At 63.5% G+C, this 20,178-nt stretch carries 16 protein-coding genes; 8 read left to right on the plus strand and 8 right to left on the minus strand.

Going from position 1 to position 20,178, the window contains the following annotated elements:
- Positions 1-12 precede the first annotated feature (12 nt).
- Together K359_RS0125725 and glmS are read right to left on the minus strand one after the other, a co-directional pair.
- The gene (locus K359_RS0125725; protein ID WP_029081887.1) at positions 13-798 is read right to left on the minus strand and encodes a DUF502 domain-containing protein; all 786 of its coding nucleotides are present in this window, start codon (positions 796-798) and stop codon (positions 13-15) included.
- A gap of 95 nt (positions 799-893) precedes the next feature.
- The gene (glmS, locus tag K359_RS0125730) at positions 894-2,720 is read right to left on the minus strand and encodes a glutamine--fructose-6-phosphate transaminase (isomerizing) (RefSeq protein WP_029081888.1); all 1,827 of its coding nucleotides are present in this window, start codon (positions 2,718-2,720) and stop codon (positions 894-896) included.
- Positions 2,721-3,049: 329 nt separating this feature from the next.
- Here glmS and K359_RS0125735 point away from each other — a divergent pair, with 329 nt between their 5' ends.
- Entirely contained in the window at positions 3,050-4,165 is a 1,116-nt protein-coding gene (locus K359_RS0125735; protein WP_084518508.1) for an acyltransferase, read from the plus strand.
- A 42-nt stretch (positions 4,166-4,207) separates the two neighbouring features.
- On the opposite strand, the gene K359_RS0125740 is transcribed toward K359_RS0125735, so the two are convergent.
- Positions 4,208-5,002, minus strand: coding sequence for an adenylate/guanylate cyclase domain-containing protein (locus tag K359_RS0125740; RefSeq protein WP_029081890.1), 795 nt, complete (start codon positions 5,000-5,002; stop codon positions 4,208-4,210).
- Positions 5,003-5,136: 134 nt separating this feature from the next.
- On the minus strand, positions 5,137-6,219 hold the full coding sequence (locus K359_RS0125745) for a carbon-nitrogen hydrolase family protein (RefSeq protein ID WP_029081891.1): 1,083 nt from the start codon (positions 6,217-6,219) through the stop codon (positions 5,137-5,139).
- Positions 6,220-6,379: 160 nt separating this feature from the next.
- Between K359_RS0125745 and K359_RS0125750 the strand changes: the two genes are divergently transcribed.
- From K359_RS0125750 to K359_RS0125760, 3 genes are all read left to right on the plus strand, one after another.
- Entirely contained in the window at positions 6,380-7,300 is a 921-nt protein-coding gene (locus K359_RS0125750) for a LysR family transcriptional regulator (RefSeq protein WP_029081892.1), read from the plus strand.
- Between the two features lie 108 nt (positions 7,301-7,408).
- Complete coding sequence (locus tag K359_RS0125755; protein WP_051346409.1) at positions 7,409-7,699, plus strand: DUF485 domain-containing protein; 291 nt, start codon at positions 7,409-7,411, stop codon at positions 7,697-7,699.
- A gap of 13 nt (positions 7,700-7,712) precedes the next feature.
- On the plus strand, positions 7,713-9,296 hold the full coding sequence (locus K359_RS0125760) for a cation acetate symporter (protein ID WP_029081894.1): 1,584 nt from the start codon (positions 7,713-7,715) through the stop codon (positions 9,294-9,296).
- 80 nt (positions 9,297-9,376) lie between these two features.
- On the opposite strand, the gene K359_RS0125765 is transcribed toward K359_RS0125760, so the two are convergent.
- Positions 9,377-10,786 (minus strand): FAD-dependent oxidoreductase, encoded by a 1,410-nt coding sequence (locus tag K359_RS0125765; RefSeq protein WP_029081895.1) that lies wholly within the window; start codon positions 10,784-10,786, stop codon positions 9,377-9,379.
- A 54-nt stretch (positions 10,787-10,840) separates the two neighbouring features.
- A complete protein-coding gene (locus K359_RS0125770) occupies positions 10,841-11,728 on the minus strand; it encodes a haloalkane dehalogenase (RefSeq protein ID WP_029081896.1) in 888 nt (295 codons plus the stop codon).
- A 176-nt stretch (positions 11,729-11,904) separates the two neighbouring features.
- Here K359_RS0125770 and K359_RS53040 point away from each other — a divergent pair, with 176 nt between their 5' ends.
- Positions 11,905-13,893: a BTAD domain-containing putative transcriptional regulator gene (locus K359_RS53040; protein ID WP_084518510.1), complete on the plus strand. Its 1,989-nt coding sequence runs from the start codon at positions 11,905-11,907 to the stop codon at positions 13,891-13,893.
- A 346-nt stretch (positions 13,894-14,239) separates the two neighbouring features.
- On the opposite strand, the gene glmU is transcribed toward K359_RS53040, so the two are convergent.
- On the minus strand, positions 14,240-15,598 hold the full coding sequence (gene glmU / locus K359_RS0125780; RefSeq protein WP_029081897.1) for a bifunctional UDP-N-acetylglucosamine diphosphorylase/glucosamine-1-phosphate N-acetyltransferase GlmU: 1,359 nt from the start codon (positions 15,596-15,598) through the stop codon (positions 14,240-14,242).
- Between the two features lie 183 nt (positions 15,599-15,781).
- On the opposite strand from glmU, the gene K359_RS0125785 reads away from it, so the two are divergent.
- Positions 15,782-17,182, plus strand: coding sequence for a hypothetical protein (locus K359_RS0125785; RefSeq protein WP_029081898.1), 1,401 nt, complete (start codon positions 15,782-15,784; stop codon positions 17,180-17,182).
- Positions 17,183-17,277: 95 nt separating this feature from the next.
- Complete coding sequence (locus K359_RS0125790; protein ID WP_029081899.1) at positions 17,278-17,658, plus strand: hypothetical protein; 381 nt, start codon at positions 17,278-17,280, stop codon at positions 17,656-17,658.
- On the opposite strand, the gene K359_RS0125795 is transcribed toward K359_RS0125790, so the two are convergent.
- Positions 17,618-19,246, minus strand: coding sequence for a beta-1,6-glucan synthase (locus K359_RS0125795; RefSeq protein ID WP_029081900.1), 1,629 nt, complete (start codon positions 19,244-19,246; stop codon positions 17,618-17,620). The two genes, K359_RS0125790 and K359_RS0125795, sit on opposite strands and share 41 nt — an antisense overlap.
- A 244-nt stretch (positions 19,247-19,490) precedes the next feature.
- On the opposite strand from K359_RS0125795, the gene K359_RS0125800 reads away from it, so the two are divergent.
- Entirely contained in the window at positions 19,491-20,102 is a 612-nt protein-coding gene (locus tag K359_RS0125800) for a hypothetical protein (protein ID WP_029081901.1), read from the plus strand.
- Positions 20,103-20,178 lie beyond the last annotated feature (76 nt).

The following is a 20,178-nucleotide window of genomic DNA, read 5'->3' on the forward strand; positions in this document are numbered from 1 at the left end:
AGCGGAGGGGTCCTACTCCACCTTCGCCGGCGCGGGCTGTGTGGCGGGCTGCAGCGAGGCCTGGTTGGCGATGCGCGCGGCATTGGCCATGCCGGCGAGCGCCGCGGCGCGCTTCTGATCGTTGGCGCCGCCGGGCTGCACCACGCCGCACGACATGATCAGCGTCGCGGCGTCCTCGGTGCTCATCTCGATTTCGATGATCTTGCTCTTCGGCACGTAGAAGAAGAACCCGGTGGTCGGGTTCGGCGCGCACGGCAAAAACACCGAAATATGCTCCTCCTCGCCGGGCAGGCTGGTCGCGAGCTCGGCGTTCGGCGCCTGCGAGATCAGCACGATCGACCACATCCCGGGCGACGGAAACTCGACCAGGCCGACGCGGCGGAAGCTCGAGCCGTTGCCGGAGAACAGCGTCTCGAACACTTGCTTCAGGCCGCGATAGATCGCCCGCACCGCCGGAATCCGCCCGAGCAGCCGCTCGCCCAGATCGACCAGGGTTCGCCCGATCAGATTGGCGGTGAGGAAGCCCAGCAGCGTCAGCGCGATGACGGCGACGATCAGGCCGGAACCGGGCAGCCCGAACGGCAGGTAGGTTTCCGGCCGGTAGGCCGTCGGCACGAACGGCCGGACCAGATTGTCGACCCAGTTCACGAACCACCAGGTCAGATAGAAGGTGATCGCGATCGGCCCGGCCACCACCAGGCCGGTCAGGAAATAGTTGCGAAACCGCGCCATCAGCCCTCGGGGAGCGTCGGGGGGCAGGTCACCTGGCGCGGGGGGAGGCACTTTGTTGGAAGTCATTGCGGTTCCTAGGTCGTCGAAGCGGCCGTAGTCCAACACCCAGCTAAGCCATTCTGACGCATTTTTGAAGGGCCACGTGAAGCCGCGGCTTGCGGCTATTCGACCGTGACCGATTTGGCCAGATTCCGGGGCTGATCGACGTCGGTGCCCATCACCACGGCGGTATGATAGGCCAATAGCTGCACCGGAACGGCATAGACGATCGGCGCGAAGGTCGCCCCCATGTCCGGCATCACGATCGTCACCAGCGACTGGATGGTGGCCTCCGCCGCGCCCTTGGCGTCGGTCATCAGGATGATCTTGCCGCCGCGGGCGGCGACCTCCTGCATGTTGGAGACGGTCTTCTCGAACACCTTGTCGTAGGGCGCGATCACCACCACCGGCATGTGCTCGTCGATCAGCGCGATCGGCCCGTGCTTGAGCTCGCCGGCGGCGTAGCCTTCGGCATGGATGTAGGAGATTTCCTTCAGCTTCAGCGCGCCTTCCAGCGCCAGCGGATAGCTGGTGCCGCGGCCGAGATAGAGCACGTCGCGCGACTTCGAGATCTCGCGCGCCAGCTTCTCGATCTGCACTTCGGTGGTGAGCGCTTCCGACATCAGGCGCGGGATCTCGACCAGGCCATGCACCAGCTTGGCCTCGTCGGCATCGGACAGCTCGCCGCGCGCCTTGCCGGCGGCGACCGCGAGCGAGGCCAGCACCATCAGCTGGCAGGTGAAGGCCTTGGTCGAGGCGACGCCGATCTCGGGACCGGCCAGCGTCTGCAGCACAGTCTCGCTCTCGCGCGCGATCGTCGAGGTCGGCACGTTGACGACCGACAGCGTGTGCGCGCCCTGCGACTTGGCATAGCGCAGCGCCGCCAGCGTGTCGGCGGTCTCGCCGGACTGCGAGATGAAGATCGCAAGATCGCCCTTGCGCAGCGGCGCCTCGCGGTAACGGAATTCGGACGCGACATCGAGCTCGACCGGTAGCCGCGCGAGCTTTTCCAGCCAGTATTTTGCGACAAAGCCGGCATAGCTCGCGGTGCCGCAGGCCGTGATCGAGATGCGCTGGATATCCTTGAAATCGAACGGCAGCTTGACCGGCATGGTGACGCGTTCGGTCGCCATGTCGACGTAACGGGCGAGCGTGTGCCCGACCACTTCGGGCTGCTCGTGGATCTCCTTCGCCATGAAGTGGCGATAGTTCGCCTTGTCGACCAAGGCGGTCGCGGTCTGGTGCTTGATCGCCTCGCGGTGGACGATGGCGTTGTCCTTGTCGTAGATCGTGGCGCCCTTGCGGTTCAGCACCACCCAGTCGCCGTCCTCGAGATAGCTGATCGTGTCGGTGAACGGCCCGAGCGCGATCGCGTCCGACCCGAGATACATCTCGCCGTCGCCATGGCCGATCGCGAGCGGCGGCCCGTTGCGGGCGCCGATCATCAGATCGTCCTCGCCGGCGAAGATGAAGCCGAGTGCGAACGCACCGCGCAGCTGCGACAGCACCGCCCTCACCGCCTCGATCGGCTTGACGCCGCCCTTGAGCAGATTGTCGACCAGATGCACCACGACCTCGGTGTCGGTCTCGGTCGAGAACGCCGCGCCCTTGGCCTCGAGGCCTTCGCGCAGCTCGCGGAAATTCTCGATGATGCCGTTATGCACCACGGCGACGCGCTCGGTGGCGTGCGGATGCGCGTTATTCTCGGTCGGCCTGCCGTGGGTGGCCCAACGGGTGTGGCCGATGCCGGTGTGGCCGCCGAGCGGCTTGGCCTCCAGCCGGGTCTCCAGATTCTTCAGCTTGCCCTCGGCGCGGCGCCGCGCCAGGCTGCCATTCTCCAGCGTGGCGACACCGGCGGAATCATAGCCGCGATACTCCAAGCGCTTGAGCGAATCCACCAATTGCTCCGCGACCGGAGCGCGTCCAAGAATGCCGACGATGCCGCACATGCGGTTCACTATCCCCAAAATCGCCGAAAATTTGCCAAAGCGGCGACACGGTCCCTTAACGGGAATCGCCGGCCGCAAGATACTCAATAATTATTGCCGATTGCGACAGTCTTAAACGGCAAGGTTGATGCAAAAGGCTGGTTAATCGGGGCTAACCATGCCGGCGCAAAGTCACATCGCGTGAGCCGGGTGCGTGGACTTTGAGGGGCACACGTTAAGGGTGCGATAGTCTTCGACGGCAACCGTAGCCACAGCGCGAAACAACCAAACGCAATCAATCACACTTCGCGCCGCACGCCAAGCGTGCCTCTCCTCCGGTCGAGGGCGAAGTGAACTACAGGAGCAATTTCGACGTTCTGAGGCTGTTAGCAGCCTTCAACGTATTGCTTCAGCATGCGGCCTATCTCAGGGTTCCCTGGCCCAAGCCGCTGCCCCTGCTGGTCGCCTACACCTCCGGCGTGCCAATCTTCTTCATCGCCAGCGGTTTCCTCATCACCGGCACCTTCTTTCGCAATGATGGAGACGTCCTCGCATACCTCCGCAATCGTTGCCTGCGCATCTATCCGGCGCAATGGCTCAATCTCGCAATCATTCTCGCTCTGCTCGTTGCGTTCGGCGCATTGCCGATCGGTTCGATTCTCAGCCAGGATTTTCTTCGATACTGGACGGTCATCCTCGCCACGGGCTCTGACTCCCTCGCCAGTTGGCTTGTGGCGCCGTACCCCTTCGCCTGGAACGACGCGCTGCCATTCCTGCCGACGGCGGCGCTGTGGACCATCGAGCTCGAACTCGGGTTCTACCTGATCGTCCTCGCGATCTTTCCGCCCCCGATCATGCGCCGCCGCTGGGCTTCGCTGGCCGTCGTTCTCGCCGTGACCGTCTATTCGCACCATTTGGCCACCGTCACGGCGACGGATGACAGCACGCGAGTTGCAAACCCTCTGTTCTATTTCTGGTTTTTCGGCATAGGCGCGATATTTTCGCTGCTCTGGACCCGAATTGATCGGCTGTTCCGTGGCAAGTTCGTCCTGTGGGCCCTGCTCTATGCCGAGATGGTTATCCTTGTCGGCGATCAGAACGGCATCGTGTTCTATCACCCGCCGACGCTCCAATCGACCACGTTGACAATCCTTCTTGCCTGCTGCGTCATTTCCGCAGCCTTTACCTGGACCGATCTGTCGAAACTCCTCGCGGGCAATGACGTATCGTACGGCATCTATTTGCATCATGTGCCCGTCGTGATGATCTTGCACGCCTTCGGATGGCAAGGCTTCCCGGCCGCAGCCGTCTTGATCGTGACGACGGCCGTCGCGGCAGCCGCGACCTGGCTCGCCATCGAGCAGCCGGCCATGCGTTTCAAAATCCGGTCGGCCCGCGAAGCTTCGACGTCGGACGACGGCAAGCGCGCGGACGAATTGGAAAGTCTGGCGCACCCCGTCAGATAATTCGTCGTTGGCGCCCGGGAATCGAGCGCGAAACACTGAAGCCTAATGTTCGACCTGATAGAGCCGCCATCGCTCCGGCACGCCCTTGAGCTGGTGCGCGCCGCGATCCTTGAAGCGGATTGCTGACTCCGGCATCAGGTCCTTGACCGCGCTCGAGACCAGCACTTCGCCGGCGCGGGCTTTGGCGGCGACGCGCGCGCCGATGTGGAATGCGAGACCGATCACCTCCGCCCCGCTCACCTTGTATTCGCCCGCGTGCAGTCCGACCCTGATCTCAAGCCCCAGCGTGCGCACGGCCTCAACGATCGCCGTCGCGCAACGGATCCCGGCGGCCGGCGCGACGAACGTCGCCAGCACGCCGTCCCCGGTCGTCACGACTTCCTTGCCGCGCAAGGCTTTCAACTCCCTGCGGACGGCGGCGTAATAGTGATTCATCACCTGCGCCCAGCGCGAATCGCCGAGCCGCGCGGCCTTTTCGGTGGATCGGACGATATCGACAAAGAGGATGGTGGCGAGCGCCTGTTTGAGCTCCGGGCTTCGATCGGCGGTTCGACGCCGGTTCGCAATGTTTCCGGTCAGTGGCTCATAGCGATGGCTGCGCCGCCGTGCGACTGCGGCCTTCGTGTAGTCCTGGGCACGCTGCACGGTGCGGCAGCGAATAGTTTTTTCCTGCGGTGGAAACGTCCAGTAGACCTTGCGCCCGACTCCAGCGCCCTGAACCTCCACGGCGCCCCACTTCAGGAAGACCGTCGAACCAACCCGTCGAATGCACCATGCCTTTGACGTGTATCCGGACACGTTCGACTGATGGACTCCGATGCGGAGGAATTTGGGCATGAGCGTCCGGCCGATCGAATGAGCGCTGGGGTGCCAACCTGGGGTAAAGCGTAATCATACATCCCCGTATTGGCAACAGGACGCGCTTGCGGCTACCCAAGCCGCCTACGATCGCCCATTCGCTCGAACCGCCGTCAGGAACCAAACGCGCGACTGCGATTGAGCTCGCGCCGCTGCCCATTCGACACGGCATCGGCATCGACGGATGGAATTGCCTCGTCTTGCGCTTCCGCTATCGGCTGTTCTTCGTCGCGAAATCGCGCCGGGGTGAGCCGGCTGCGGTCGATCGTCACGTCGAAGATGTCGAAGCGGTTGTAGTAACCGACCACGTCGTGAAACTGTTTCGGCTCGACGCAACGATTGAGATCGATCTCTGCGTAGGCGATCCCCTCCTGGTCCTGCAATTGATCGCCAAACACGTTACCCGTCGGATCGACGAAGAAGCTCGCCGCACGCGGCGTCCGGTCGATCACGTCGGCGATGCTTCGATCGCGTTCAACGAGGAAGGCACGCATTGCGTCGTCCATGTAGCCTGCGGTCACGATCCCGAAGACTTTGGCTTCGAAGCAGTGGGCGCTGGCCCGGATGCGGTTGGCGGCGACGTTGTCGAAATTGCCGCCGCTTGCCGGGCGCCTGGTGGGCCACATCGGCGGCCAGCTCGAGATGTGCACCTGTTCGCCCTGCGCCATCAGCGCGAAGCGGGCCAATGGATTGGTGTTCTCGCCACAGATCAACCCGCCGATCCGGCCCTGCCGCGTCTCCGCGACCTTAAGGCCCGCACCATCCCCCGACGACCACACCAGCTTCTCATAGAAGGTCGGAACCAGCTTGCGGTGGTGGACCAGAATTTCACCGGTCTCCCCGATCAACAGATTCGAGTTCCACAGCCCCCCGACGCTGACGGCCGAGCGCTCGCTGATGCCGATCGAGACGGTGACGCCGAGGGCGCGCGCCTCGGCGCAAAGCTGCGCCACTTCCGGTCCGTCCGCCAGCACGGATTGCTCCGCCATGCGCACGAACAGATCGTGATTGTCGATCGGAGGCCACAGCGCGGCCCAGACCGGAAAGGCGGGAATATAGGTTTCTGGAAACGCAATCAGCTCGGCGCCGGCCCTGGCCGCCTCGCGAATGATGGCGATCGCCTTTTCGGTGGTCGCCCGGCTGTCGAGGAAGATGGGCGCAGCGTGGACGGCGGCAGCCTTGAAACGAGGGAGCATGTCGAAAAATCCCGGCTAGGATCGGAGAGCGAAGCGGTATCATCCCTGCCTTCCCGGCGTGCATCGGAATTGTCGCAAGGTCGGTTGCGAAGGATCGGAGCCGCCGGGCGTTGGAACGGGAATTGCTTTGCTGACAAGGTCCGCAATCGGGAGGCAGGTCATGTTCGATACGATCAACTGGGACGATTTGCGGGTCTTTCTCTGCGCCGCCCGCGCCGGAAATTTGAGCCAGACAGCAAAGCGGCTGCGGCTGGACCATTCCACCGTCAGCCGGCGCATCGCCCAGATGGAAGCTTCCCTCGGGGTTGCGGTGTTCGAACGCCACCGCACCGGTCTCAAGCTCAACGAAATCGGCGAGCGGTTGCTGCGTCACGCCGAGCGGGTCGAGAGCGCGGTGATCGCCATTCGCGAGGAGGCCAGCGCCGGCGACACCCAGGAGCTCGTCGGGAACGTGCGGCTCGCCACCATGGAGGGGATCGCCTCGCTCTACCTTGCGCAACGCTTTGCCAAGCTGCGTCGCACCACGCCGCACCTCACCGTCGAACTCGTCACATCAGCCCAGACGGTCTACGTCCATAAGCGCGAAGCCGATCTGTTCGTGTCCTTCTTCCGGCCACCCGGTCCGGGCCTGATCTCGGAGCGCATCGGCAAGTTTCGGCTCGGGCTATTCGCGAGCCAGGACTATCTCGACAATCACGGCACGCCTGCAAGCCTTCGCGACCTCGGGGATCATTGGTTCGTCTCCTACATCGAGGACCTGGTCCAGGTCGATTCAGTGCGCTGGCTCGCCGACGTCATCGAAGAGCCGAAAATCGCCTTCCACTCCAACAGCATGATCGCGCAGATGAACGCTGCGGCGGGCGGCCTCGGCATCGTGATGCTCCCGAGCTTTGCCACAAACGACCGGCCCGACCTCATACCCGTGCTGCCCGCCCTCGCCGGCACCGTTCGGGAGGTCTGGCTCAATGTCCACAGCGACCTGCAATTTGCCCCGCGCATCCGCGCCGTCCGCGCGTTTCTGAAAAATACCCTGAAGCAGGACCCCGACATGCAGGTCTCGCTGGCCGATGCCGTGCCGTAGCAGCGCACGGCGGATTGCAAAAATCCATAATTCCCTTCCGTCGGAGCCCGACTGAAGCTCCTCCGATTGGCGCCAGCCAGGGCGCGCTGAAGTTTTGAGGGGCCAAATATGAAGGTGGTTACATCAGGCAATGTCGATCCGGCGTTGAGCGTCGGCGCCTTGGCCAAGAAGCGGCTGACGGTCGCGCTCGTTCTCAGCGTCGCGATGATGGTGATCTATTTCGGCTTCATGGGGCTTTTCGCGTTCGACAAACCGCTGCTCGGCACCATCCTGATGCCCGGCCTGTCGCTCTGCATTGTGCTGGGCCCGCTCGTCATCATCTCGTCCTTCGCGCTCTGCCTGGTCTACGTGCTGTGGGCGAACCGGGTGTTCGACGCCGGCATCCGCAACCTTCGCTAAAGGAGCAGAGAAAATGGGCAGCAGCGCGCTTTCGATCGGGTTCTTCTTCGCCTTCATGGCATTGACGTTGGCGATCACCTATTGGGCCGCACGACGCACGCGCACCACCGAGCACTTCTTTGCCGCCGGTGGTCAGGTCACGCCGTGGCAGAATGGCTGGGCACTCGCGGGTGACTTCCTGAGCGCTGCCGCCTTGCTCGGAATTGCCGGCATCGTCACCTCAAACGGCTTCGACGGCATGATCTATTCGATCGGCTGGCTGGTCGGCTGGCCGATCATTCTGTTCCTGATCGTCGAACCGTTGCGCAACGTCGGCCGGTTCACCTTCGCCGACGTCGTGGCCTATCGCCTGCGCCAGCGCCCGGTGCGCCTCGCCGGCGCCGTCGGTACACTTGCCGTCATCCTGTTCTACCTGATCGCCCAAATGGTCGCTACAGGATCGCTGATCAAACTGCTGTTCGGCCTGCCCTACACCTGGTCGGTCGTCATCGTCGGCAGCGTGATGCTGGTCTATGTGCTGTTCGGCGGGATGTTGGCGACCACCTGGGTGCAGGTGGTCAAGGCTGCGTTGCTGATGGGCGGCGGCATCCTGCTCGCCTTCCTCGTCTTGACCCATTTCGACATGAACCCGCTGAAGCTGTTCGCCGCGGCGTCCGAGAAATACGGCACCAAGGTTCTGCAGCCGGGATCGAAGGTGATCTCCGGCCAATGGGATGCCATCTCGCTCGGGCTCGGCCTGATGTTCGGGACCGCCGCGATGCCGCATGTGCTGATGCGGGCCTATACGGTGAAGGATTCCAAGGCCGCGCGGTTGTCGATCCTCTATGCAACCGGCCTGATCGGCGTATTTCATCTCATGGTCTTCATCATCGGCTTCGGCGCCATGGTGCTGGTCGGCCCCGAGGCGGTGGCAAAGGCCGGAGGCGGCGGCAACATGGCAGCGCCCCTGCTCGCGCTCACCGTCGGCGGCAATGCGTTCTTCGGCTTCATCTGCGCGGTCGCCTTCGCGACGATGCTCGCCGTCGTCGCGGGGTTGACGCTGTCGGGCGTCGCAACGCTCTGCCACGACGTCTGGACCAATGTGATCCGGGACGGTACCGCTTCAGAGGCCGAGCAGCTCAAGGTCGCGCGCGTCGCAACCGTTTTGATTTCCATCCTCGCCATCATTCTTGGCGTTGCGTTCGAAGGCCAGAACGTCGCCTTCATGGCGGGGCTTGCGTTCTCGATCGCCTGCGCCGCGAATTTCCCCTCGCTCGTACTCGCCATCACCTGGCGCCGCTTCACGACGCCTGCAGCCGTTGCGAGCATCCTCGTCGGCACGCTGAGCTCCCTGGTGCTGATCTATCTGTCGCCGACCATCCAGGTCGACATTCTCGGCAAGCCATTGACCGAGATCCAGCATGAATGGTGGTTCGTATCGCTGCGCAATCCTGCGATTATCAGCATGCCGCTGTCGTTTGCGGTCGCGATCCTGCTCTCGCTGGTCACGCGGGAGAAGAACGCAAATCTCGCTTTCGACGAGATGCAGCGGCGCATCCTGTTCGGACCGGTCCAGCCGAACACCGACGCGCCGCGCCAGGCGAAGAGCGCCGCCTGAACCGCGTCGCTAGCCCGAAACGCAGCGCGTGCAAGACTGGAGTCGAGTTCGCGACAGGGAGCGGCGATGCCGGCCGGCCATCATTTGGTCTCCGGCACGCTACGAGGCGGCACGCTCGAAAACAATGAGCTTAGCCCTTCGGCCATCGTCGGGTGGGCAAAATCTGCGTCGGCAAGACTTGAATAGGCAAGGCCCGCCAACATTGCCGTTTGGACCGCAGCCATGACTTCACCGGCCGAGGTCCCAATCATCGTGAATCCGAGGATCCGATCGTCGTTGTTGCCGACAACAACTTTCATAAAGCCCTGCCTTTGATCGGTAGCTTGCGCCCCAAGTACGGAATCCATCGGCAGCGTTGCGACGCGAGCGAGCACGCCTTGGCGTTTGGCTTCACCTTCGCTGAGCCCTACCCGGGCGAGCGGGGGATCGGTGAACATGCAATACGGAACCAGCCGGTCGCCCGTAGTGCGATGTCCTCCCGCGAGATTGTCACGGATGATACGAAAATCGTCTTCGGATATGTGCGTGAACTGCGGACTGCCGGCGCATTCTCCGACTGCCCATACATCCGGCGCACTTGTCTCCAGTCTGCCGTTGACGCTGACGTAACCACGCCCGTCCAGTTCAACGCCGGCCTCCTTCAGACCAATTCCGGCGGTGTTCGGAATGCGCCCAGCCGCGACCAGAATATCGCTGCCATCAATTTGTTGCTCACCTGACGGGGTGCGCAGGGAAAGCGTAACCTTGTCTCCCGATCGTCCGCCGACTTGCAGCAACTGGGCTCCGGCGAGAACCTGGATACCTTCGTCGCCGAGAACGCGCCGTATCTCATCCGAGACGTCGACATCCTCACGCGCCATCAGGCGAGGACCGGACTCGACGACGGTCACGGCGCTGCCAAAGCGGCGAAAAGCCTGTGCCAATTCAAGGCCGGAATAGCCGCCGCCGATCACGATCAGGTGCTTCGGGACATAATCCAGTTCCAGCGCCTCGATATGCGTGAGTGGACGAGCCGCCTCCAGGCCAGGCACATTCGGAACCGCTGCATGCGTTCCAACATTGAGGAATATTTTGTCGGCCGCTAGCACTCGCGTTCCGCCGTCGTTGAGTTTCACCTCAAGGGTCATCGGCGCTACAAAACGGCCGCTTCCCATGATCAGTTCGGCACCGCTTTCCTGGTAGATTCGAAGGTGTTTCGCAACCTGGCGTTCCACCATCTCGCGCTTGCGTCGACGAACCAGCGCCATATCGACAGCGACCGCCCCACTTATTGTACCGTGTCGCGCGCCATGCCGCGCGACGTGCGCTGTAGTTGCGCTGGAGATTTGGTTTTTGGTCGGCATACAGGCGATGTTGGGACAGGAGCCGCCGATCCAGCGTCGCTCCACAACGGCGGTTCGCCGTCCCGATTGCGCCATGTGCCATGCGATAAGCTTGCCACCGGCCCCGCTGCCCAGGACGAGAACCTCAAATTGCTCTGCTTGAATCATATCTTCTTTCCTGATGCACTCGCACGCGCCCCGTATTGCGGTCTGGACGACCCATCAGACCAGTGTCTTTAACCAGCCAGCGACGGCCTGCCCGATTTCGTTTGGCGAATCTTCCTGGACGAAATGGACTCCCTTGACCGTCACCTCGGTCTGCGCCGGGAAGCTTTGGGCGAGTTCAAGAACCTTGCCGTCAGCCAGGATTCCGCCGGGCTCGGCCTTCAGGAACAGCTTCGGCACGCGGCTGGTCTTCAGCCAGTTCGCATAGGCGTCCACAATCGCAGTGACGTCGGCGGGATCGCCTTCGATCGGGATTTGCCGAGGCCACGTCAGCGTCGGCCGCCGATCCTCGCCGGGCTCGGCGAACGGCCGGCGGTACTCCGCCATCTCCTCGTCCGAGAGCTTGCGCAGGATGGCTCCGGGCAAGACCTTCTCGATGAAGAAATTATCTTGCAGGACCATCTGTTCGCCGGCCTCGGAACGCAGTCCCTGCAAGACGGGCCGCATTCCGAATTTGTCCCAGTGGTCCCAATACTGCCGCCCCACGATCGCTTCCATGTATGCGATACCCCTCACGGCATCGCGGTGGCGGTTGGCCCAGTCGAAGCCGAGGGCCGATCCCCAGTCGTGGATGACCAAGGTCACGCGCTCGCGCACATTCAGCGCCTCGAGCAGAGCGTCGAGGTAGCGGCGGTGCTCGACGAACCGATAGGAGCCAGGCCCACTGTCAGGCAGCTTGTCGGAGTCGCCCATGCCGATCAGATCGGGGACGATGCAGCGGCCTAACGGCTCCAGGTGCGGCAGCACGTTGCGCCACAAGTACGACGAGGTTGGATTGCCGTGCAGCAGCACGATGGGGTCGCCGTTTCCAACCTCCACATACGCCATCTCAAGGCCAAGGATCTGGCGCCGCTGTTTTTTGTAGGGAAATGCTGCAGATATCATGATTGTTTCTCCTGACGCAGAATCGGCGACGACAGAGCCTTCTCGTTAAGTTGCTGGTTGCGCTGGATGTTTTTCTTCCGCATGGAACTCGGCGTGTGCTAACGTCCGAGTGATCACACGGTGTCCAAGATCTCCTGCTGTAAGCGGCTATCGTTGGTGCGAGCGTTGGAGCGATCATGGAAATGGCGAGCCTGTCCGCGGACCGCCTGCTTTTTCTGGGACCGTTGCAGGTCATCCAGAATGGAAGCCCGGTGGCGCAGCCGCCATCGCGCAAGGTCCGCGCTCTGCTTGCCTATCTCGCGATGGCGGCACGGCCGGTTTCCCGCGAAAAACTGTGCGAGTTCCTTTGGGACGTCGCCGACGACCCACGAGGCGAACTGCGCTGGTGCCTGTCCAAGCTGCGACCATTGGTCGACGGGCCAACAACGATGCGACTTGTTGCCGACCGCAAGCAGGTCTGCATCGAAACCAGCGCACTCGAGATCGACGCACTCCTGGTCGCGCGCCGCACCCAGAAGACTTTGACCTGCGGGTCGCCGAGCGACCTTCGGGCGCTCCTGAATCTGTTCCGGGGTGACTTTCTCGAGGGTCTTTCCGTCGAAAGGGCCCCCTCGTTCGAAAACTGGCTGGCGGGCCAACGGCACCGTTTTGGTCAATTGCGGCAGCAACTACTCGAACGACTAAGCTCGCTCCTGCCGCCGGAGAGCGAAGACCGTATCGAAGTCCTGCGCGAGTGCCTCGACATTGCGCCGTTCGACGAAGCGGTTCATATCGAACTCGTTCGCGCTCTGCTTGGTCGAGGGCTTTACGCGGAAGCCGAGCATCAGATCGATGCGTCGGTTACTCGCTTTCAGACCGAAGGCATCGACCCGTCGTCGCTGAAAGCCGCCTTTGCCACGGCACAACAGTCAATTTCGAAGCCCATCAGCGTGAGTTTGGTGGGCGTCGCGCATTCCGGCATTCCGCCTGCCCGACCGAGGCATGATACAGGCGGGCCAACACTCCTGTTGCTACCCTTTACGGCCGCGCCGGGAGACGTTGCGGATGCTGACAGCGTCACCAGCGACATCATTTTCGGCATTGCCAAATTGCGAAGTATCAGCGTGATTGCTCGCGGCACCGCCCTTTCGTTGCGGAATCAAACGCCCACGGCAGCTGCTACCCTGGTTAATGCGCAATATGTCGCGTCAGGCCACTTACGACGTGACGGCAAGAAATATCTCGTCACAGTGGAACTGATCGACCCCAGGAGCGATCGCATCTTCTGGGTCGACGAATTCAGTTGCAACGCCGTTGATTCCTTTTCCGTACCTCCGTTGCTGGCCGCGCGCATCATAACGGGCCTTGATGCCGAAATTCATGTCATTGAGCGGAACCGTGCGCTGCTCATGCCGCCAGCCTCCCTTGATGCCTGGCAGGCGTATCATCGTGGCCTCGCATGCATGTACCGCTTTACGACCGACAGCAATCGTGAGGCACAGCATTTCTTCAAGAGGGCGATCAGTCTCGATCCAACTTTCTCTCGAAGCTATGCCGGGCTGTCCTTCACGCATTTCCAGAATGCGTTCCATCTGCATGTGAGCCAACCCGAGCGTGAAATTTCGTTGGCCTTTGAGACAGCCGAACAGGCATTGATGTCGGACCCCAACGACCCGGCAGCCCATTGCGCCATCGGTCGTGCTCTATGGCTTCAGCACGCGCATGACGGCGCTCTCGGCGAGCTCAATCAATCCGTTCGCTTGAGTCCCAATTATGCCTTTGCTCACTACACGCTTGCATTCGTACAAGCTCAGACCGGGGACCCTGCGCGCGCAATAGACGCAGCCGATATCGCATCTCATCTCAGCCCGCTTGATCCGATGATGTTCGGTACCCATCGGGTGCGGACGTTCGCGTTGCTCCGACTGGGTAAAATCGAGGAAGCTGCCGATTTTGCCAAGCTTGTTGGCGAGCATGCCGGCGATCATGTTCACGCGCATGCCGTGTCGGCGCTGACGCTCGCCGCCGCTGGACGAGTCGAGGAAGCCCAAGCCGCACGTCGACGCATCAGCGCATTGCGCCCGGATTATAATTTTAAGCTATTCAAAGAGGCACTTCATATGCTGGACGATCTGACAGGTATCTACCAGAAAGCCGCGAAGTTACTGCAAATCCCGGAATGCTAGGATATCGATGTCGACTTTTAGCATCGGATCGAAATGCTTTGTTGGGTGACGCTGGGGCAACAGCCTGTTTCCAACAACACAACCCTGTGGTTATGGGTCCCGGCATTGGCCGGGACGACGGTGGAGTATGCGGACAAAGTCGCGCAATGAACGCGAAGCTGCATTCTCATCCACATCTGTCGTCGCCCCGGCTTGACCGGGCGATCCAGTACGCCGCGGCCTCTCGGCTCAACAACGGGCCGTCTCTGGAATACTGGGTCACCCGCATGCGCGGGTGATGACGCCTCGGATTGGGATGCGTCGCAACGACATCGTCAGGCAGGCGTATGCCAGCGACGCGACTGCCTCACTTCCCCTTCGCAGCCTTCGCCTTCATCTTGGCCGCGCGATAGCGCGCGGCGCCGCCTTCGCGGATGGATTGTTCACTACGCTCAATCGACATCGCGTCGTCGGGGACGTCTTTCGTGATGACCGAGCCCGAGCCGATATAGGCGCCCTTGCCGATCGTCACAGGCGCGACCAGCGACGTATTGGTGCCGACGAAGGCGCCCTCGCCGATCAGCGTCTTGTGCTTGAGGAAGCCGTCATAGTTGCAGGTGATGGTGCCGGCGCCGAGGTTGGAATTGGCGCCGACATGGGCGTCGCCGACATAGGAGAGATGGTTGACCTTGACGCCGGCCTCCAGCGTGGCGGCCTTGGTCTCGACGAAATTGCCGATCCGCGCGCCGTCGCCGAGCGAGGTGCCGGGCCGCAGCCGCGCATAGGGACCGACCGACACCTTCTTGCCGATGCTGGCCTCGACGATGTGCGAGAAGGAATGGATCACTGCGCCGTCGTCGATCGAAACGCCGGGGCCGATCACCACGAACGGCTCGATCGTGACGTCCTTGCCGAATTTGGTGTCGGCCGCGAGATAGACCGTCTCCGGCGCGATCAGGGTCACGCCGGCCTCGAGCGCCTGCTTGCGCAGCCGCGCCTGCATCACGGCCTCGGCCTCCGCGAGCTGCGCCTTGGTGTTGATGCCGCGCACTTCGTCTTCGCTGGTTTCGATCACGACGGCCTCCAGTCCCAGTTCCCTGACAATGCCGACGGCATCGGTCAGATAATATTCGCCCTTGGCATTGGCGTTGCCGATCTTCTCGATGATCGCGAGCGCGGTCTTGCCGCCGAACGCCATCACGCCGGCGTTGCACAGTGTGATCTTGCGCTCCTCGGGGCTGGCGTCGGCCTGCTCGCGGATCGCGGCCAGTCTGCCGTCCTCGACCACCAGCCGGCCATAGCCGGTCGGGTCGGCGGCGCGGAAGCCGAGCACCGCGAGCGCGGCGCCGTCGCGCAGCGGCGCGCGCATCTGCGCAAAGGTCTCGGCCGAGATCAGCGGCGTGTCGCCGAACGCGACCAGCAGATCGTCGGCGCCGCGGGCGATCGCCTCGCGCGCGGCCAGCACCGCATGCGCCGTGCCGAGCCGTTCGCGCTGCACGAAGGTCTGCGCGTCGGGACGCACCCGGCGCACCTCGGCGGCGACTGCCTCGTGGTCCGGGCCGATCACGACCGCAAGCTGCGATCCCTCGCCGCCGGCGGCGGCATTGAGCACATGCGACAGCAGCGCCTGGCCGGCCACCGGGTGCAGCACCTTCGGCAGCGACGATCGCATTCGCGTGCCCTCACCGGCCGCAAGCACCACAGTCAGGCTGGTTCGCGCAGTCATTCGCAATCCTCGATCTCCCGCGCAGTTCGCTGCGCAAAGCTTACTTGGAGGCCGTCTTTAATTGTTTTCCCCGGCAGAAGAAACCGTCTCGCCCCCGCCGCTGCTCAGAATCAAGTTCCCGGTCCATTTCCTGTTAATCTTTACCTCGTGATTCGGCGGGCCTTGAGGAGGGCCAAGCGGGCTTTGGCCAAAGATCGCGACAATCTGGCGGCGGATTTCGACACCGAGAGCACCACCGGCTTTTTGGCCGAGGAGGAAGCTTTCGATCGCCGCATGCTGTGGCGACTCGGCTCGTGGGGCGTCGCCGCGGTCGGCGCCGTGGTCGTCGCCGTGATGGCCAACCAGTCGGCGCTGACGCTGAAGCGCGATCAGGTCGCGGCGTCGGACATCACACGCCAGGCCCAGCAATTGCAGACGCTGGCGAAAGAGAGCCACAGCGAGACGCGCCGGCTGGCGTCCGCGATCGATACGCTCAACGGCGACCGCGACCGGCTCTATTCACGCATCACCAGCCTGGAACAAGGCCTCGACTCCGTGACCGGCACGATCGCCAAGCAAGCCACGACACCGGCATCGTCGAGTTCTGCAGCGGCGGCCCCCACGCAACCCGCTCCCGCCAATTCAGCGCCCGCCGTTCCGGCGCCCGTGCCGGCCGTCGCCGCGGTCGCAACCACGCCGCCAGCCGCGCCGGACAAGTCGGCGATATCAGGCAAGACGGCTGCTTCAACCGACAGCAAGCCGGTTGGACCGGTCGAGAAGCCAGTTGCTGCGGCCGAGAAGCCCGCGGTGGCCGACAAGAAACCTGCTCCCGCGACCAAGCCGCAGGCCGTGTCCGAGAAGCCGCCGGCCGCGGAGAATTCGCAGCCGGCCTCTTCGCAACCGGGCTCCGGCTTTGCAGCATCGATTGCGAGCCCGATGACGGCGACCGCGGCTGCCAGCGCCGAGGATGCAAAAGCGGTTGCGTCTGTGCCCCCGGCCACGCCGGTCGCGGACAAGCCGCTCGTGGCATCGCTTGAGCCTGCGGCGAAAAAGGCCACCGAGGCCGTCAAGCCTCCGACCGCCAACGACGTGACCGCAGCACCGATGCCGCCGCTGGTCATCACGCCCGATCCGGACTCCGACGAAGACGATGCCGGCGCGCCGAAGGCGCAGATCCAGCGCACCGAATTCGGCGTCGATCTCGGCACCGCGAATTCGGTCAACGGGCTACGCGCGCTGTGGCGTGGTCTCTTGAAGTCCAAGGCCAACGCGCCGCTGGCCGCGCTGCGGCCGATCATCGTGATCAAGGAAGGCAGCAACGGGCTCGGCATGCAGCTGCGCCTGGTGGCCGGACCGCTGAACGACGCCGGCACCGCCGCCAAGATTTGCGCAGGCCTCAGCCTGATCCAGCGGACCTGCGAGACGGCGATCTATGACGGCCAGCGGCTCGCCCTGAACGAGCCGCCCGCCGGCAGCAAGCCCGTGCCGACGCATCGGCGGATGGCGCCGAGGCGCACTGCCGCGCCACCTCCGCAGCCCGTCGCCGAGGACAAGAAGCCGGAGCCGACGACGATCTCCTCCATGTTCCGGCGAAACAGCCAATAATTATGTCCGGCAAGGGATTACGGCCAAATTCTCAACCGATTTCGCTGCTTTGACCGAGCCTTGTCCCCGACCCCGTTCCCGACCATAGTGCCGCGATGACAAAACCTCCGTTCCGCCTCTCGCCCTATCAGGTCCAGTTCCTGCTGGTCATCGGCTTCCTCACCGTCGGTTACGCGCTGTATGTGCGCTATCTGGCGATCGAATTCTCACCCGTTGCGCTGGCCTGCGACGCCGGCACGCAGAACATGCTCTGCAAGGCGCGCGCGCTGTCGACCGTGCTGTTCAAGAATTCGGTGTTCGGCATCACCGCGCTGGTGATTGCGGTGCTGAACCTGACGCGGCCGTCGATCGTGCTGCTGACCGTCGGGCTGATCGCCGCCGGGCTCGGCATCGTGCTCTACAATGTCGTGCTGTCGGGGCTCGCGATCGGACTGTTTATCCTGGGTTTTGCGCGGCCCGCGCCCGCCACAGCGTAGCCGCCAGCAGCAGGTACATCACGCAGGTCCAGTCCGACTGCCAGTTGATGGTGCCCTCGTTGAAGATCATGTAGGCGGCTGCGATCGCCAGCAGGCCGGCGAACACCGATTCTGCGATCGGCCGGACGCCCTCCTTCGGGCGATTGAGCATGGTCAGCAGCGCGAACGGCACCACGGCCATGGTCAGCGAAGCATATGGGAAATCGCGATAGCGCGGATCGAAGGTGAAGCCGAGCGCGGTCTCGGCCGCGATCACGGTGGTCACCGCCAGCACGATCGCCAGCAACGCGCCGATCAAGCCCTTGCCGCGATAGTCGCGCGGCCCGACCAGTTCCAGGAAGGTCGGCAGCGAGCGCCCGGCGATCAGCGCATGCGCCGTCAGCAAGGGCGAGGCGATCGCGGCCGCGAGCAGCACGCCCCAATGCAGCCAGCCGCCGGCGCCGTAGCTCTCATAATACATCTTGTCACCGGCGATCCCGAGCAGCGTCCCCGCCGTCGTCGCCGAAATCGCGACCGCGAACCAGGCCGATGGCCGTGGCGTCCAGGGCCTACGGCGCAGCGTCAGCCAGGCCACCAGGAAGGTCGCGACGGACAGCGCCATGCCGCCCGCCATCTGCAGCTTCCAGGCGGGATAGTTGCTGATCGCAACGCCCGGCGGATACTTCACCTGCCGCTTGATCGAATCGAACAAGCCCCAATAGCCGCCGACGGTGCCCTCGAGCCTGCGCTTCCAGGGCTGGTCGTAGGCCTCGATCAAATTGACCCGAAACCCCTCGCGCTTGGCGAGATCGAGGATCTCGGACACTACCCGCGCCTGGTTGGTGCGCGACGGCAAGGCGCCCTCCCGCATCCGCCCCGTGCTCGGCCAGCCGGTCTCGCCGATCAGGATCTCCTTGCCCGGGAACGTCACCGCCATCCGCTTGCGGATGTCGTCGACATGGGCTGCGGCGTATTTGGCCTTGATCGGGATGTCCTCCCAATACGGCAGGATGTGAATCGTGACGAAATCGACTGCCTCATAGATCTCGCGATTCTTCAGCCAGTATTCCCAGACGTCGGCATAGGTGACAGGGACATTGCCGGCCGCGGCCTTCACCGCGCGGATGTTGCCGGCGAGATCGGCGGCCGTCATCTCGCCGCGCAGCAGCACTTCGTTGCCGACGATCAGCGCGCTGACGACGCCCGGATATTCCTTGGACAGCCGCACCGCGATCGCGATCTGCTGCAGGTTCTTGAAGCGATTGCTGCCGAGCCAGATGCCCTGCATCACCTTCAGCCCGACCTTGGCCGCAACGCCGGGGACCTGGTCTAGGCCGTTCTCGATCGAATAGGTGCGCACGCAATCGGTGACCTTGGCGAGATCGGCGAGGTCCTGCTCGATCTGCTCGACCGGAATTTGCGTGGTCGGATCCAGCGGCGTCTGGGCGCCGCGGAACGGCGTGTAGGACACGCATTGCAGCTTCGCGGCAGGATCGATCGGCGCGCGCGCGAGCGTGATCGGCGTGGCGAGCCACCACCACACGGCTGCAATCACGGCGAGCGAGATCAGGAGAAGCGCCAGCGGCGTACGAAGCGAAATCGGTTCCATCCTCCGGGGGACCGTCGAATTAGCCGGTCACAGCCCATCTGCCAAGAGTAGGATTAGGTCAATACCATGGTTGTCCTGCGACAGTTTTGCGCTGGTGCGATAAAGTTGTGAGTTTGCTGGACAAAATACCAAATTCCAGTCATGGGATTCCGCCAGAGTCTCCGCCGCGCTGGAGCCCTATTTGGACGGCATCACGCGAGCCGTTAGGATGATCCCGCGGGGGCAGGAACGTATCGGGGAATGCATGCGTCGACGGCTGCTTGAGTTGAAGAACACTGCTTTGCGCCACCTTGCCGTAACGGGCCTTGTGGCAAGCCTTGCGCTCCTGACCGGAGCCGGCGGCGCTTTCGCCCAGTCAGGCACGCCAAATCCGCCGGATCAGGCCAAACAGCAGTCCGGAAATCCGGACGCCGCTGCCAATGCAGCGAAGGAAGCCAACCAGCGCAAGGTCGAGGAATTCGTCGAGGCCCAGCAGGCCATCAACGGTCCGGCCGGCAACCCGGAATGCGTCTGGCTCGGCCGCCGCGTGGTCCGTCTGATGTGGAACGACGACCTCGACACCGCCTTCCGCCATCTCGACCTCTATGACCGGTTCGGCTGCCCCGGCGGCCACGTCCAGGCTGCGTTCCGCTGCCTGACCCGGTTCGGCGCCCAGATCGACGACAAGGTGCGCGGCAGCCTCGACGGCCGGATCCACGCCTGCTGGATCAATCCGGGCGCCCAGCCGCAGGCCGCGGCTGCGGCCGCCGCGCCCACCCCGGCACCAGCGACCGCTGGCAACGCTGCGCCTGCGCCGGCCGCCTCGCCCTCGCCCGCGCCGACCCCGTCGGCGTCACCGGCGCCGGCATCGAAATAGCCGGATTCCGCGATCGGGTCCGGCCGCGATTTTTTTCGCGGCTGGAACGGCTTGCGCCCTTAAAACGCCATCGCGG

This window comes from Bradyrhizobium sp. th-b2, assembly GCF_000426785.1.
GTDB classification, from domain to species: domain Bacteria; phylum Pseudomonadota; class Alphaproteobacteria; order Rhizobiales; family Xanthobacteraceae; genus Bradyrhizobium; species Bradyrhizobium septentrionale.

Coding starts and splice junctions, on each gene's coding strand:
- K359_RS0125725 (WP_029081887.1), bottom strand. CDS start 798: ATGACTTCCAACAAAGTGCCTCCCCCCGCGCCAGGTGACCTGCCCCCC.
- glmS (WP_029081888.1), bottom strand. CDS start 2,720: ATGTGCGGCATCGTCGGCATTCTTGGACGCGCTCCGGTCGCGGAGCAA.
- K359_RS0125740 (WP_029081890.1), bottom strand. CDS start 5,002: ATGCCCAAATTCCTCCGCATCGGAGTCCATCAGTCGAACGTGTCCGGA.
- K359_RS0125745 (WP_029081891.1), bottom strand. CDS start 6,219: ATGCTCCCTCGTTTCAAGGCTGCCGCCGTCCACGCTGCGCCCATCTTC.
- K359_RS0125750 (WP_029081892.1), top strand. CDS start 6,380: ATGTTCGATACGATCAACTGGGACGATTTGCGGGTCTTTCTCTGCGCC.
- K359_RS0125755 (WP_051346409.1), top strand. CDS start 7,409: ATGAAGGTGGTTACATCAGGCAATGTCGATCCGGCGTTGAGCGTCGGC.
- K359_RS0125760 (WP_029081894.1), top strand. CDS start 7,713: ATGGGCAGCAGCGCGCTTTCGATCGGGTTCTTCTTCGCCTTCATGGCA.
- K359_RS0125765 (WP_029081895.1), bottom strand. CDS start 10,786: ATGATTCAAGCAGAGCAATTTGAGGTTCTCGTCCTGGGCAGCGGGGCC.
- K359_RS0125770 (WP_029081896.1), bottom strand. CDS start 11,728: ATGATATCTGCAGCATTTCCCTACAAAAAACAGCGGCGCCAGATCCTT.
- K359_RS53040 (WP_084518510.1), top strand. CDS start 11,905: ATGGAAATGGCGAGCCTGTCCGCGGACCGCCTGCTTTTTCTGGGACCG.
- glmU (WP_029081897.1), bottom strand. CDS start 15,598: ATGACTGCGCGAACCAGCCTGACTGTGGTGCTTGCGGCCGGTGAGGGC.
- K359_RS0125790 (WP_029081899.1), top strand. CDS start 17,278: ATGACAAAACCTCCGTTCCGCCTCTCGCCCTATCAGGTCCAGTTCCTG.
- K359_RS0125795 (WP_029081900.1), bottom strand. CDS start 19,246: ATGGAACCGATTTCGCTTCGTACGCCGCTGGCGCTTCTCCTGATCTCG.
- K359_RS0125800 (WP_029081901.1), top strand. CDS start 19,491: ATGCGTCGACGGCTGCTTGAGTTGAAGAACACTGCTTTGCGCCACCTT.